At 60.6% G+C, this 14,638-nt stretch carries 15 protein-coding genes; 4 read left to right on the top strand and 11 right to left on the bottom strand.

Annotated features, from left to right (window positions below):
• Window positions 1–5: 5 nt before the first annotated feature.
• The 7 genes from GA566_RS18745 to GA566_RS18715 form a co-directional block, all read right to left on the bottom strand.
• Complete coding sequence (locus GA566_RS18745; RefSeq protein ID WP_137923420.1) at window positions 6–263, bottom strand: acyl carrier protein; 258 nt, start codon at window positions 261–263, stop codon at window positions 6–8.
• 41 nt (window positions 264–304) lie between these two features.
• Window positions 305–574 carry a phosphopantetheine-binding protein gene (locus GA566_RS33275; RefSeq protein ID WP_137923421.1) on the bottom strand — a complete coding sequence of 90 codons (270 nt, stop codon included), beginning with the start codon at window positions 572–574 and terminating at the stop codon, window positions 305–307.
• Window positions 561–1,337: a 1-acyl-sn-glycerol-3-phosphate acyltransferase gene (locus GA566_RS18735; protein WP_160473653.1), complete on the bottom strand. Its 777-nt coding sequence runs from the start codon at window positions 1,335–1,337 to the stop codon at window positions 561–563. The genes GA566_RS33275 and GA566_RS18735 overlap by 14 nt, the downstream gene beginning before the upstream one ends.
• The gene (locus GA566_RS18730; protein ID WP_160473652.1) at window positions 1,330–2,112 is read right to left on the bottom strand and encodes a beta-ketoacyl synthase chain length factor; all 783 of its coding nucleotides are present in this window, start codon (window positions 2,110–2,112) and stop codon (window positions 1,330–1,332) included. Before GA566_RS18730 ends, GA566_RS18735 begins: the two co-directional genes overlap by 8 nt.
• Before the next feature lie 256 nt (window positions 2,113–2,368).
• Entirely contained in the window at window positions 2,369–3,634 is a 1,266-nt protein-coding gene (fahA, locus tag GA566_RS18725; protein ID WP_160473651.1) for a fumarylacetoacetase, read from the bottom strand.
• An 18-nt stretch (window positions 3,635–3,652) separates the two neighbouring features.
• The gene (gene hmgA, locus GA566_RS18720; RefSeq protein WP_160473650.1) at window positions 3,653–4,990 is read right to left on the bottom strand and encodes a homogentisate 1,2-dioxygenase; all 1,338 of its coding nucleotides are present in this window, start codon (window positions 4,988–4,990) and stop codon (window positions 3,653–3,655) included.
• A 360-nt stretch (window positions 4,991–5,350) separates the two neighbouring features.
• A complete protein-coding gene (locus tag GA566_RS18715; protein WP_137923426.1) occupies window positions 5,351–5,737 on the bottom strand; it encodes a helix-turn-helix domain-containing protein in 387 nt (128 codons plus the stop codon).
• 282 nt (window positions 5,738–6,019) lie between these two features.
• Between GA566_RS18715 and GA566_RS18710 the strand changes: the two genes are divergently transcribed.
• Together GA566_RS18710 and GA566_RS18705 are read left to right on the top strand one after the other, a co-directional pair.
• On the top strand, window positions 6,020–6,640 hold the full coding sequence (locus GA566_RS18710; RefSeq protein ID WP_137923427.1) for a TetR/AcrR family transcriptional regulator: 621 nt from the start codon (window positions 6,020–6,022) through the stop codon (window positions 6,638–6,640).
• 177 nt (window positions 6,641–6,817) lie between these two features.
• A complete protein-coding gene (locus GA566_RS18705) occupies window positions 6,818–7,819 on the top strand; it encodes an alpha/beta fold hydrolase (RefSeq protein ID WP_370459363.1) in 1,002 nt (333 codons plus the stop codon).
• A gap of 228 nt (window positions 7,820–8,047) precedes the next feature.
• Here GA566_RS18705 and oxlT (GA566_RS18700) read toward each other — a convergent pair whose 3' ends face one another.
• The 4 genes from oxlT (GA566_RS18700) to oxlT (GA566_RS18685) all read right to left on the bottom strand — a co-directional run bounded on the left by oxlT (GA566_RS18700) (window position 8,048) and on the right by oxlT (GA566_RS18685) (window position 12,802).
• Complete coding sequence (gene oxlT / locus GA566_RS18700) at window positions 8,048–9,355, bottom strand: oxalate/formate MFS antiporter (protein WP_137923429.1); 1,308 nt, start codon at window positions 9,353–9,355, stop codon at window positions 8,048–8,050.
• A gap of 643 nt (window positions 9,356–9,998) precedes the next feature.
• Window positions 9,999–10,211: a hypothetical protein gene (locus tag GA566_RS18695; RefSeq protein WP_137923430.1), complete on the bottom strand. Its 213-nt coding sequence runs from the start codon at window positions 10,209–10,211 to the stop codon at window positions 9,999–10,001.
• A 248-nt stretch (window positions 10,212–10,459) separates the two neighbouring features.
• A complete protein-coding gene (locus tag GA566_RS18690) occupies window positions 10,460–11,371 on the bottom strand; it encodes a LysR family transcriptional regulator (protein WP_137923431.1) in 912 nt (303 codons plus the stop codon).
• A gap of 75 nt (window positions 11,372–11,446) precedes the next feature.
• Window positions 11,447–12,802, bottom strand: coding sequence for an oxalate/formate MFS antiporter (gene oxlT, locus GA566_RS18685; RefSeq protein WP_137923432.1), 1,356 nt, complete (start codon window positions 12,800–12,802; stop codon window positions 11,447–11,449).
• Between the two features lie 217 nt (window positions 12,803–13,019).
• On the opposite strand from oxlT (GA566_RS18685), the gene GA566_RS18680 reads away from it, so the two are divergent.
• Window positions 13,020–13,979 (top strand): LysR family transcriptional regulator, encoded by a 960-nt coding sequence (locus tag GA566_RS18680; protein WP_160473649.1) that lies wholly within the window; start codon window positions 13,020–13,022, stop codon window positions 13,977–13,979.
• Window positions 13,980–14,087: 108 nt separating this feature from the next.
• On the top strand, window positions 14,088–14,405 hold the full coding sequence (locus GA566_RS18675; RefSeq protein ID WP_137923434.1) for a LysR family transcriptional regulator: 318 nt from the start codon (window positions 14,088–14,090) through the stop codon (window positions 14,403–14,405).
• The last annotated feature ends 233 nt before the right edge of the window (window positions 14,406–14,638 follow it).

Raw genomic sequence — 14,638 nt, 5'->3', positions numbered from 1 at the left:
CGGGGTCACGCGGTAGCCGGCGTGTCGATCAGTTGCGACAGCGCCAGCACAACGTCCTGCACCGTGCGCACGGACTTGAAATGCTCGGGCTTGAGCGGCTTGCTCAACAATGGCTTGAGCTTGACCAGCAAGTCCACTGCATCGATGCTGTCGATATCCAGATCGTCGTACAGGCGCGCCTCGGGCGTAATGCACGCCGGGTCGATCTCGAAGCTCTCCTCGAGGACCGCGGCCACGCGCGCGAAGATTTGGTCATGGGTCATGTCGGACTCCGTAGCTGGGCGGAAAGATCGGTGGCGGTACGTCAGGCAGGCGCCTGCCCGCGCTGCTCGGCCACGAAGGCGGCAAGTGCCGAGACGCTGGCAAAACGCGCGCGGACCTCTTCCTTGCTGCCGTTCATCGTGATGCCAAAGCGTTTCTGCAGCGCGAGGCCAAGCTCCAGCGCGTCGATCGAGTCGAGGCCAAGACCCTCGACGAACAGCGGTGCAGCCGGGTCGATGTCATCTGCGCTCACGTCCTCAAGGGACAGCGATGAGATGATCAGTTCTTTGATTTCTGTTTCAAGCGCCGTCACGGCGGATCTCCCTGGAGAAAAATTCGGATAGCGATTGCGTGAGCCGGCGCACGGCCAGACTGTCGTCAATGCCCGGCGGCACCCAGTCCGACACCGGCACATCGGGATGCACCTCGATAACAAAGTGTGGCCGGTGCACTGGCACGTGGTACCACTTCTCGCCCTTGGTCAGCGTAGGCGGCTGGCAACGGATCACCACCGGGGTCAGCGCGAATCCACCACGCACCGCCACGTTGGCGGCGCCACGCCGCAAGGTCAGCGGACCATCGGGGCGCGTGCGCGTGCCTTCCGGAAAGATGATGAGGTTGTTGCCCGAGCGCAGCGATGCGATGCAGTCATCCACCATCGCTGCCCCGACGTCGTTACGGACCCAGCCCGTCGCCAGTACCGGCCCGCGCGTGAACGGATTGCGCACCAGCGCGGACTTGACCACGCAGTCAGGACGAGGGATCAGCGACATCAGGAACACCACGTCGATCAGTGACGGGTGGTTGGCCACGACCAGCAGCCCATTGCGGCGCAACCGCTCGCCGTGGAGCACATCGCAGCGGATCACGCCCACGGTGTGCATCAGCCAGACAAACAGCCGGAACGCATGGTGGATCACCTGCCGGCATGCACGTTGACGACTGGCATCGGACCATGGCAGCAACGACAAGACCGGAAATACGAACACCCGCAGCATCAGGCCGCCCATGCCGAAGCTCGAGAAGCAGAAGCCCGTGGCGCAAACGCGCCACATGCGGTCCAGGCGTTCAACCATGGCGTTGCCACCTCCAGATCGCGCGCTCGCCACGGTGCATCAGTTCTGGTTCGCCGGCCAGGAAGAAGCGCAATACGTCCAGGCCGTGCGGCAACACAGGATGCGCAGTGTCCGTATCCTCCGCTTCCCTCGTCCCGCGCTGCGCCACAATTTCCAGCCTCATGGCAGGGTCTCCGGCACGTGGACGGCCCATTCGCCACGCCCAACCGAAGAGGCAGCCCGGTTCATCCGCGAACTCGGAATAAGCGGCAGGCAACGGCGCGTCATAGCAGACCAGCAGCACCTCGTCGGCGCCATCGGCCAAGAGTGCAGCCGCTTCGACGACGGCCGCCTCGACGGTGTCGCACCCCGCAGCAACGGCCTGCTGGACCGAGGTCTCGCCACGATCGATCGAGAACAGGGCGCCAATTGCGTTGTGCACGGACAGCCCGAAGGCCGTCGGCGAAATTGGCGCGTTTGCGGCCAGTTCGCTCAACATCTCGAACGCGCGCTCGCTATCGCCATGGCGCGAGGCAAAAACGGAAGGAATCTGTGGAAGGCGGGAGCCGCCTTCGGACGCGGGCACCGGGGTGCCGGCTACGTCATAGACCGGAAGTAATGCAGCCTTGCCGATCGCATTGACACGTCGGCGCAACATCGGCGCCATGGAGGAGAGTGCGGGCAAGCCCGTGCCGTCTGGTAGCCATGGCGACCGGCACCATGCCTGCCAGGCGTCAGGCGTATGCAATGCCGGCGCAGTTGCCGCCCATGCGCGAACTCCAAATTCCAATGTCATGCCGTGCGCGTCGGGTGAGTAGTAGACCCGGAACCCGCCACAGGCACGCCGCACACGGAGTGCCTGTTGACGCACGCGAAGTGCCGGCACCCGCAAGACCCGGGGATAGTTCCGTATTATTTTCCAAGCGTAGTCTCTAACTGCCACGAAAGCTGTGGCGTAACCGTAACGATCCTGCCCAAATGTAACGGGGCGGGCGCAACCTCTTGGTTGCCCCGCCCCGCGACCGTGTAGTCCGAGAATTCAGTCGGTCAAATTATGCATGCGCCGGCAGGATCTTCCCCATCACTTCTCCGAATCCCACGCGGTAACCGTCGCCCTGGCACCAGCCTGTCATGACCACGGTATCGCCGTCCTCCAGGAAACCGCGCCGGACCCCGCCAGCCAGTTCCACGGGTTCGTTGCCGTTGCGCGTGGTTTCCAGCAGGCTGCCGCACGAATCGGCCGTGGTACCGCTTATGGTGCCCGAGCCCATCAGGTCCCCGACGCGTACATTGCAGCCGGATACGGTATGGTGAGCCAGTTGCTGCGCCATCGTCCAGTACATCGCCTTGAAGTTGGTACGACATACCGTGGTGGCATCGCCGCCCTCGGGTTGCAGCGCCACTTCAAGCGCGATGTCGTAGGCGTTCCTCGCCTGCTGCCGCAGATACGGCAGCGGCTCGGGAGACTGGGCCGGATTGTCGCGACGGAACGGTTCGAGCGCATCCATCGTGACGACCCACGGCGAGATCGACGTGCCAAAGCCCTTGCTGTTGAACGGCCCAAGCGGCACATATTCCCATTGCTGGATATCGCGCGCACTCCAGTCGTTGAGAATCACCATGCCGAACATATGCGCAGGCGCGGCCTCGGTACTCACCGGGTCTCCAAGGGTCGACGGTTTTCCAACGATGAAGCCCATCTCCAGTTCATAGTCCAGCTTGCGACACGCCGTAAAAATCGGGCGCGGCTGATCTGGCAGCTTGATCTGGCCATTCGGCCGACGCAGCGCGGTGCCGCTGACCACGACCGAACTGGCACGACCGTTGTAACCAATCGGAATCTCCAGCCAATTGGGCAGCAGCGCATTCTCGGGATCGCGGAACATGCGGCCGACATTGGTCGCGTGCTCACGAGACGAGTAGAAATCGGTATAGCCCGGAATCTCGACGGGCAGGTGCAGGGTCACTGCAGACATCGGCACCAGCGCCTTGCCACACAGTGCCGCATTGCCCCGGAGGCTCTGGTCACCCGCTACTGACAGCAGCGCGGCCAGCCGCGCACGCGTCTCGCTCCACACCGGCTTGCCAAGGGCGATGAAGCGGTTCAGCGTCGGCGCCGCAAACGTGCCGCGCGCCGCGGCGGGCAGCAGTCCGGCATCGTCCAGTGCAGCGAGGTCAAGCACCTGGTCGCCAATCGCCACGCCTACGCGCGGTGTCTCGCCAACTTTGGAAAAAATGCCGTACGGCAGGTTCTGCAGCGGGAAATGGGTCTGGCCATCGTTGGCCGATTCGACCCAGCTGGTCATGGGGGCGGTCATATCGAAATACTCCGAGTTTCAGCGGACGTCAGGGTTGAAATGCTTCTTCAGGCCCTGCCAGCACGTGTAGTAGTTGTGTTGCAGCATGGCCGACTCCGCCGCATAGCGAGTGGGACGGATAACGCCTGGGGTTTCGAACATGAACGCCATCGTGTCCGTGATGTGGTGCGGCGCACTGGTGTCCGAGACACTGGCCCGCTCGAAGGTCTCGGCATCGGGACCATGCCCGCTCATGCAGTTGTGCAGGCTGGCACCACCCGGTGCAAATCCATCGGCCTTGGCGTCGTACACGCCCGTGATCAGACCCATGAATTCGCTGGCGATATTGCGATGGAACCAGGGCGGACGGAACGTGTTTTCCGCAGCCAGCCAGCGCGGCCCGAAGATCACGAAGTCGACCGTATCGACACCCGGTGTGTCCGACGGCGACTGCAGCACCAGGAAGATGGACGGATCCGGATGGTCATGACTGATGGATCCGATCGTATTGAAATAGCGCAGGTCGTATTTATAAGGCGCGTAGTTGCCATGCCATGCCACGACATCAAGCGGCGAATGATCGATCTCGGCGCGCCAAAGATTGCCCTGGAAGCGCGCCACCAGTTCGAACTTGCCTTCGCGGTCTTCGTAGTGGGCAACCGGTGTGAGGAAGTCACGCGGATTCGCCAGACCGTTGGAGCCGATGACGCCAAGATCCGGCAGCCGGAACAACGCCCCGTAGTTTTCGCAGATGTAGCCGCGCGCCTCGCCATCGGGCAGCGCCACGCTGAATCTCACACCGCGTGGAATCACCACGATTTCCTGCGGCTCCACGGTCAGGCGTCCCATCTCTGTGTCCACCTGCAAGCGGCCTTGCTGCGGCACGATCAGCATCTCGCCATCGGCGTTATAGAAGAAGCGGTCCTGCATCGACCGGTTCGCCATATAGAGATGGATGCCACACCCCGTTTGCGCCTCGGGTCCGCCATTGCCTGCCATCGTGACGATGCCGTCCACGAAATCCGTTGGGGCAGACGGCATCGCCGGCGGACTCCACCGCATCTGGTTCGGTGACGCCGGCACCTCGTCGAAGCGGCTTAGCCAGCGGCCTTGCGCCATCTCGACAAACGGCTTGTGCATGGCCGCCGGGCGAATGCGGTACAGCCACGAACGACGGTTGTGCGCGCGCGGCGCGGTAAAGGCGGTACCTGAAATCTGTTCGGCATAGAGACCATATGCCACGCGTTGCGGCGAGTTGCGGCCAACAGGCAGCGCGCCAGGCAGCGCCTCGGTAGCAAATTCGTTGGCGAACCCGGACATATACGCCGCTGCCTGCTGCCCGATGCCTTCAGCCGGATGAAGTTGTGCTTGTGTCATGAAGTCTCCTTCTCACCTCGCCATCAAACTCAAGCGTCGCCGAGAAAATTACGTATTGTTAAATCAATTTACCGAATCGTAATCACGCGCCTGCGCAAAGTCAAACACAACTGACACCAACACAATAGACGCACGCAGGCATCGCCAGCTGACAGGCGACGGCAACGAAACAAACGGGGAAATGTGAACGACAGGAGCGCCGCGCGAAGACGAGGACGGGCGGCCAAGAATGAATCAGGAAAACGAGATGCGCGGCGCACGGCCACGCAATATGCGCCAGCAGGGGCTGGCGGCGAAGCATATATCCGCCGAGGGCGAGCGATGACTCGCCCGCCCTCGTCGTTCAGCGCACTGTTTCGGTCAAACGGGCTTGTGGCCCTCGCCCGGCGCCGAGCCGGTTCCAAAACCACCCTGCGACGGCGCGGGCGCCGACGGGGCCTGCGCTGCAGCGGGTTGTCCCGCCATTGAGGCGGTTGTGACACCACCATTGCGGCTGGCTATGAATGCGTTGACGTCTGCAGCCAGGTGTTGCGGCGCAAGTACGACTTCAAGGCCCAACGCCTCGCATGCCGCCAGAAAGGTGGACATGCGCGGATCGGCTTGGCCCGATTCGGCCCTGAGATAGGCCTCCCGGGAAATCCCGGCCTTACGGGCGACGTCCTCCTGCTTGAGCTTGCGGGCTCGACGCAACGCACGCAGTTGCCGGAACGGTTCGCTAGCGCCTCTTGGCACGGCTGTACTGTTCATGTCGGTCTCCAGTCACCAGTGAAAAAAAAGTGCGCGGACGTGCATTCGAGTATAGAGCACGTTAAGCGTTCCGTAAGGTCTGTTGTGGAACACTTTTACAGTTTTTTAATGATGGCTTGATCTGGCCATTCGGACTCTCATCCGTACGGCTGACAAAGCACACCATCCTCCTCCGCCTTCACATAACGGAAGCGCCCGCTTTGCGTTGACGTCACATCAGTATCGTCCATGTGTGGCACAAGGCAAGTTGACAAACCGACCGGTCGTGCTATTCTCCAGCGCATGCAAAAAGGACAACTGACGCGGAGCGCAATCATCGAGCAGGCACTGCAGTCGGCCACAAAGGTCGGCTTCGAGCAGTTGTCGCTCGCAACACTTGCTGCCGACACCAACATGTCGAAGAGCGGGCTTTACGCGCACTTCAGATCCAAGGAAGCGTTGCAGGAAGCCGTTCTGGTCAGAGCCATGGAACGCTTCTCGGAAATCGTCATTCAGCCAGCCATGCGCGAGCCTCGCGGCACCGGCCGGCTGGAGAAGTTGTTCGACGGCTACATGGCCTGGTTGTCCGGCACGGTGATCGAAGGCGGATGCGTGTTCATGGCGTTGTCCCAGGAATACCGGGATCGTCCCGGCGTCATACGGGACAACGTTGTACAGGCATTCAAGGATTGGCACAGCACCATCGTACGGGTGGTTCTGGATGCAGTCGATGAAGGGGATCTGCGCCAGGATACGGATCCGCGCCAGTTCGCATTCGAGATGGCTGGCATCGGGATGTCGTTCCAGTCATCGCTCAGGCTGATGGGCCGGGGCGATGCGGCAGGGATGGCGCGAAAGGCCTTTGGGCGGCTCGTCAATGACGTCCGTGAGAATTGCCCTGGGTCGCCGGCCCGCGCAGAGTAGTACTACAGGAAACCGGCTAACGGGATTGACAACGCTGCAGCGAGGGCATTCGCGCAGTGTATCCAACGGCATTCTTGCCGGTTTTTCTTGCCCAAAAAATAGCACGACTGGTCGTTCCCTTACGCGAAAAAAGTCGGACCGGCTGCAGTCATATTCTCGTCAGCCATCACAAAGAAGCTGTTGGAGGTGCTCACCGTGCCGCAAGTGTTGTCATCTGCATCCGTCGACCCTGCATCCGAACCCGGGCAGGTACCGTTTCGCCTCCGTCATCGACTCACCAACACCTTGACGTCCGGGTTGTTGGCGTGGCACCGCCTGCGCTGGCAGACCGGCAGCCTGTTTTTTCCCGACGCCACGTCGCGCGCGCTCGAGAGACTGTGGTTTTCGCCTCCACGCGAACGCATCCCGGCGGAAGGTTTGCGATTGCTCGATGCTGCACGCACAGAGTGGGCACTTGTAACGGGGCAAGGCGGCAGCCGCCGCGTGCGGGTATATCGCTGGGGAAGCAAAGGACCGGTCGTGGTACTCGCCCATGGATGGGGCGGCAATGCGGGACAGTGGCACGCCATGGTTGGAAAGCTGCTGTCGGCGGGCATGCGTGTCGTGGCTTTCGATGCGTTATCACATGGCGCGTCGGACGCAGGCGCCCGTGGCCAGCGGCAAACCTCGATACTTGAAATGACGCGCTCGCTGTTGGCGGTCGCGTGGCATGTTGGACCGGTGCACGCGGTCATTGCGCATTCGCTGGGCGGTGCCGCCGCAGCGCAGGCAATCCGCGAAGGTCTTCCAGCCCGTGGCGTGGTCATGATCGGCTCGCCTGCCGACATGCACGATGCCTGCTCGGCGTTGGCCTGGCAGCTCGGCATTGCGCCCAGGGTTCTGGCGCGGATGCAGCGAAACAGCGAACAATGGCTCGGCACGAGTTGGTCGACGTTCAATGTGCCAGATATCGGACGCGCGCGGCCGGTGCCTCCCGCCCTTGTCATTCACGACCGCCATGACAAAACCGTGCGTTGGCAGGATGGCGCAGCCATTGCCGGCGCTTGGCCGGGCGCCCGACTCCTGACAACCGAAGGGCTGGGCCATCGTCGCATCCTGGCCGACGATGCTGTGCTCGGGCATGTCGTCGATTTCGTTGGCAATCTCACTACCAGATCTGCCCTGCCCCTGGGCCGTTAGCGCCACAGCGACCCCTGCTCGTTGGAGACCATGAATCCGGAGAGAGGGACTTGCCGAAAGGCAGGCCCTCTCTCCGGATTGTTTAGGTCCTTCGCTGGCGGTTAATTGCACGAAGTCTACGAAGCCAGTCGGGTGCGTGCCTCGGTACAAGCGCAAAAAAGCCCGCACGCGGCGGGCCTGGGACAAACGCCTCTCGCGAGGCGACTACTATTTGTTCACGTCAGATTCTCACGCATCGCGCGGCATGCCAATCGGCGCGCTGTCTTGCACGGTTTTTCGTGCATGCGCTTCGCGCATCGGCTTGAGGACAAACACCGCCAGGAGCGCCGAGAGCGCAGCCATGCCCGAAGCCAGCATGAACACGGCGTGCCAGTCGCCCGTGGCGGCCGTGATGACGCTGGAGAAAGGCACCAGCAAGGCTGCCGTTCCCTTGGCGGTGTAGAGCATGCCAGCATTGGTGGCAGCAAACTTCGGGCCGAAGGTATCGCCGCAGGTGGCAGGGAAAAGGCTGTAGATCTCGCCCCAGGCAAAGAACACGATGCCAGTCAGCACCACGAACGCCACCGGATCATGACCGTACTTCGACAGTAGCAGGATACCGACAGCTTCCACGGCGAACGCGATGAACATCGTGTTTTCACGTCCGATGTGGTCGGAGATCCAGCCGAAGAAGGGGCGCGTGACCCCATTGAGCACACGGTCGATGGTCAGGGCGAAGGTCAGCGCCGGCAGAGTCAGGCCGAGGATCGACACCGGCGAATCGTGCAGGCCAAAGTCCTTGGCGATCGGACCGAGTTGCGCCGTCGCCATCAGACCGCCTGCGGCCATCATGACGAACATCGCATACATGACCCAGAAGATGGGCGAGGACAGAACCTGCCGGGGCGACGCGTTATACGTCGCAGCCGACTTCAGCGTCGCCTTGACGTCCGCCATCAGCTTCGCGGGCGGCGGCAGCAGCGCCAGGCCAAGCAGCACCACGATGATGCCCTGCCCCAGACCGAAGTACAGGAACGTTGCCTCATAGCCACTGGTCTTGATCATGTTGGCGATCGGCACCACGGTAGCCGCAGAACCCGCTCCAAACCCGGCCGCTGTAATACCCGCCGCCAAGCCACGACGATTGGGGAACCACTTCAGCGCATTGCCCACGCAGGTGCCATATACGGCGCCGGCACCCACGCCACCAATTGCAGCGGCAACGTAGAGCATCGGCAGAGATCCAGCTACCGAATTGAGGACCCATGCGATCGCACATAGCAACCCCCCGCCCACCACAACCGGGCGCGGACCGTACTTGTCGACCAGATAACCTTCGATAGGGACCAGCCAGGTTTCGGTCACCACAAAGATGGTGAATGCCACCTGAATGGCAGTGCGGCCCCATTGGTGTTTCTCGTCAATGGGGTTGACGAACAACGTCCAGCCATACTGCATGTTGGCGATCATCGCCATACAGATCACGCCGAATACAAGCTGCATCCACGGCGAACCATACCAGGACGCTTGCGCGCCTGCGCGTTGCTGACTTTCCATGGTGGTGTCTCCTTCTGGCGGTGTGTCCCGCCGTTGCGGAATGGCATCTACGTTGGATACCGGTGGTGTTTTGATATGTCTTCTGGTGTTTCTTTTAATCCTGCTTTTACTGCTTTGCTTTTGTTTTTGGACTGCCCTTCTGTCCTGCTGCCTCGAACAGCTGAGCCGTTCTAGTGCTATACAGTATGTGGTATATCACCGAAGTTCAAGGGCCTTGGAACGTGTGCCTGACTGGTACAGCGGACATTCGAAAGCACGCATGATCATCGCAACGCAGACTGGTGCGTCGGGTGCATCAAATTCCTTGGGCGGCTTGTATCGCTCCCCTTTCAGATCAATTACTTAGGGATCTTTTTCGCATGAATGCATCATGCCGAAGCTGGAGTGGAAATTGGTGCGGCGCATGTTACGGAATACCCGCGATAGGGTAAGTCCCGAGCAATGCGAGAACAAAAAAAGCAGGGAAACGAACGAGTGGAGCGATATACCGCGCTGCGTCGGGACCTGAGATCCGCAGGCGCAGGGGCATAAGAAGCTGAAGAAACGGCCGCGAGGAAAACTGACAAACCACTACAGTTCAGGTGTTGCCGGCCGCTACAGTGGACCCGAACTTGATACTTGGTACAGCGATGAAACCGAGCGATCAGGCGTGCAGGAAACGCGGTTGCAGGACGGTGTCCGAAACCGAGCTGCCGATACCGGTATCGCTCTCTTCGGAACCCAGGCCAGCGAAGCGACCGTGCTCCTGAGCAGTGGTCAGCAGGCCCATCGGCACGAGCGTGGCGAGGACATACGTGACGGTAACGCCAAGGGAAACCACACCAAGGGCCAAGATAGTAAGCAGCGTAGCGTTCATGAAAACTCCTAAGTGATGAAGATCAAGGTGGATTCATTATATGCTGCACTGCGAGGTCTGTAAATATTTGGTATGTGGTATATCAGTAGAGGTCTGCGCCTAAAAAAGACAACGCACCCCGAGAGGTGCGTTGGTCATCACAACAATATGAATAAAATCCGCTTTATCAGTCGCTTTCGTGATGAATTCAGCCTATTAAGGCACTAAAAATAATGCGGCGGCGCATCACATGAATCCGTTTCACGATCTCACCCTACTTTCTTCAACAGCCCGGTGTCGTATTCCTGTGCACGAAGGTTGTCCCAGATGGCGGCAGCGTTAGGTTTTAGCGATCGGGACTTGCGCCGCACGAGCATGACGTTGGACGTCACCTGCGGACGCAAAGGGCGAAGCACGGCGGCGGGCGCCATACCGCTGGCCTGGGCACGCGACGGCACGACGCCAATGCCGAGTCCCATCGCAACCATCCCGAAAATAGCGGCGAAGTGTCCGAGCAATTGCAGCGAGCCTGGCCTGACGTGATAGGTGGACAACGCGCGGTCCACCGCCGGCTGTACGCCCGAATTCTGATCGAGGGTCAGCACCGAGGCGTCGGCCAGTTCGCCCCAGCCCACGGACTCCCCCGCTGCCAGCGGATGATCCGCGGGCAATACCGCCTGCAGTGAATCGATGCACAGCGGTTCGCAGTACAGGTCATCGCACGGCGCCGGGTTGCTGGCGATACCGAAATCCACCTCGCCGCTACGCACGCTCTGCAGGACCGAGTCATGCGATTTGTCGCGCAGCGTAATGCCGATGCCGGGCCAGGCCTGCCGGCAACCCGCCACCCACATTGGCACCGACATCGAGGACGTCACCGGATCGGTCGCAATCTGCACGGTGCCCTGGCTCGGCTTTCCCGTTCCATGACTCTCCCGCAGGGTTTGCTCCACCTCTTCTATCAGGTGGCAAATCCGCTGGGAGAGCGTCTCGCCGGCATCGGTCAGCTCCACCTGGCGAGTCGTGCGATCGAACAAGCGCTGGTCGATTTCTTCTTCGAGTTCGCGCACGCTACGGCTGATGGCCGATTGCGTCAGCCCCAACTCCGCCGCGGCGCGCGTGAAACTCTTCTGGCGCGCCACAGCGGCAAATGCCTTCAACTGCGGAAGCGAAACATTCATGGTGCCGCTCCTTGCTGGCTGTCGCCGTGATAGTGCAGTGGTACGGCTACAAAGTTGTAGGTGGGTAATACCTGCTTAGTCGCCCTTGCCTGCCGACCAGCCCGTTGCGTACCCGCCCGCATCGCTGACAGGTTTCGCAGCGGCATGTCCCGTGATGAAGCGCTGGCGCATGGGCTGCAATACGAATTTCGCCGATAGCCCCGCAGCCACAGTCATCGCGGCTGCTACGGCGAAGACGAGGTTCCATCCGCCCGTATGCGACAGCACCGATGCCAGCGGCACCAGTATCGCGGCTGTCCCCTTGGCCGTGTAAAGCGTGCCGGCATTGGACGCGGCGAAGCGGCTGCCGAACGTATCTGCACACAACGCCGGGAAGATCGAGAAGATCTCGCCCCAGAACAGAAACACCAGCGCGGCGAAGAACATGAACCAGTACGGGTTATGTCCCATCTCCAGCAGGCCGATCAGCGACAGGCCCTCGCCAATGAAAATCACGAACATCGTATTCTCACGACCGATGCGATCCGAGATGAGGCCGCACAACGGCCGCGTCAATCCATTGCAAAGGTTGTCGATGGACAGTGTCATCGTCAGCAGCGGCAACGTCATGCCCAGCATCGTGATGGGCATCGTCGCGAAGCCGAAATCCCGGGCAATCGGTCCAAGTTGCGCGGTGGCCATGATGCCGCCGGCTGCCACGGCCACGAACGATGCATAGATCACCCAGAACACCGGTGTACGCACCATCTGGCCCGGCGTGAACTCCACGGGATTGGTCAGGATGGCCTTGTTGGCCTTCAGCCCCTTGGGCGGGCGTGGCTTGACCAGTAACAACGCCATCGCAAAGATCAGCACGCCCTGGATGATGCCGAACGTGCGGAACGCATGCTCGTATCCGGACTTCTCGATCATATTTGCAATGGGAATCACCGTGAGGGCTGCGCCGGCGCCAAACCCTGCAGCGGTGAGCCCGGCTGCCAGCCCGCGCTTGTCCGGGAACCACTTCAGCGCGTTGCCCACGCACGTGCCATAGACACCGCCTGCGCCGATCCCGGCGAGCACGGCGCCGGCATACAGCATCGGCAGCGACGTGGCATAGGAATTGAGCACCCAGGCAAGACCTGCGCAGATGGCGCCGCCGGCCACTACCGGCCGGGGTCCGAACTGGTCTACGAGCCAGCCTTCCAGCGGCACGAGCCAGGTTTCGGTCACGATAAAAATGGAAAAGGCGACCTGGATCGCAGAGTCGCCCCAATGGTGCTTGGCGTTCATGGGATTGACGAACAGTGTCCAGCCGTACTGGAGGTTCGCCACAAGCCCCATGCAGAGGATGCCGATGAAAAGCTGGAACCAGCGATTGCCCAGCAGGCCGCCTGAGCGGCCGCCGTCTTGATTAGCCGTGACGGCGTCTGCCGCATCGAAGTGCGCCATGTCGTGTCTCCTTGCATTAGTGTCTTCGCGCTCTGCGGCGCGAGTGCTGGGCTGGCCTGTTTGGGGAACCGCCCGTTTTTTTCACTACTGAATGAGCGCGCCTGACATTGCGGCACGAATTCGTGCATTGATGCTACTTCAAACTTAGATCAGCACGTCATAAAGTTTTTTATTATGATCATTGACGATCCTTTATAGATTGCAGGAATCCAGTGCAATGAAAAATGCAACGCTGCGGCAATTGAAAGTGTTCGAGACGGTAGCCCGTCACCTGAGCTTTTCGCGGGCCGCAGAGGAGCTGCATCTCACGCAGCCTGCCGTGTCCACGCAGGTTCGGCAGCTGGAGCACCATGTGGGCCTGCCCTTGTTCGAGCAGCTCGGCAAGCGGATTTACCTCACTCCGGCAGGCACGGAGATGCTCCACTACAGCCGCAGCATCATCCAGCAATTCCGGGAGGCGGAGGATGCCATGGCGCAACTCAAGGGTATTTCCGGAGGCCGTCTGAACGTCGCCGTGATCAGCGCCGGCGATTATTTCTTTCCTCGCCTGCTTGCCGAATTCATGAATCGGCATGATGGCGTGACACTGAATCTCGCAGTGCACAATCGCGAGGAATTGCTGCATCAACTGGGCGGAAACCTGACGGACCTGGCTGTCATGGTGCGCCCACCAGAAGGTATTGACACCATTGCGGAATCATTCGCTCCTCATCCCTACGTGATTGTGGCCGCGCCGAATCATCCACTTGTTGGGCAACGCAACATACCTCTGGCCGGCTTGGCGGAGGAGGCGTTTGTTTCACGCGAAAAAGGATCTGACACCTGGAACTCGATGCAGGAAGGTTTTGCGGGAAGGCTGTCCAACCTGCGCATCGCCATGGAGATCAAGAGCACCGAGACCATCAAACAGGCGGTGATCGCCAACATGGGGATCGCTTTTCTCTCGGCGCATACCGTCGGACTGGAACTGCAGACCGGCAAACTGGCCGTGCTCGATATCCAGGGCTTCCCGGTGATGCTGAACTGGTATGTCGTGCACCGGAAAAACAAGCGTCTCCCGCCGGTAGCGCTGGCATTCAAGCATTTTCTGATGGAGGAAGGTCATACGCTGATCCAGCAGATCACCGGTGTCGAGGGGTTGATCCGGCCCGCGCAACGACATCGCGTCAATGTATAAGCATTTACTTATGGTTTTTCGATGTAACTTTAATTATCGTAAATCGTTCGTCCTGCCTAAGCTGCACACATACCAAGATTCACCGCAGTGCACTTTCAGGAGACGAACATGCAACAACTTCATACCGGCGAATCCGCCTCCTCCCTTTCAACGTCAGCCGGTAACGACACGCGCCATCATGACCGCGACGTCCAGCTGGCCGCCTACAACGCCGCATTCGACGAACTGGAACTGACGTTCCGCTGGGACGCACCCATGTTCGAATGGCTGTGCGGCATCGAGTGCGAAAAAGCCCGCGTGGCGCGCTACATCGAGCAGTACCATGCGCACCTGCTCACCGCGTACGATGCGCCGTTCCTCAGCCAACTCATCTTCGACAAGAAGAACGAGTACCTGCGCGCCGTGGCGGGAGCAGGGACGAATTGAATCGCTGAGTTCTTCAGTCTTGAAGTCAAAGGCGCGCCAATGGCGCGCTTTTTATTTTCCTGGCCGGCGACGACAAGTTCAGATCGCTTCCCTTATAGATCCCGGCCAAGGTCCCGACCGCTATCGAGGCAGGAGAAGGGCTTCCTACCTACTCGTTTTCGCGGATTTCCTTACGCTCCCCTCCTTGATATATTACATACCGTATTTTTGTAAGGAAATCGACGCTTCCAAGA

This window comes from Cupriavidus sp. SW-Y-13, from assembly GCF_009793345.1.
GTDB lineage: Bacteria > Pseudomonadota > Gammaproteobacteria > Burkholderiales > Burkholderiaceae > Cupriavidus.
Note: the sequence above shows the minus strand (reverse complement) of the source record. Positions and strands in the feature narration are given on the sequence as shown.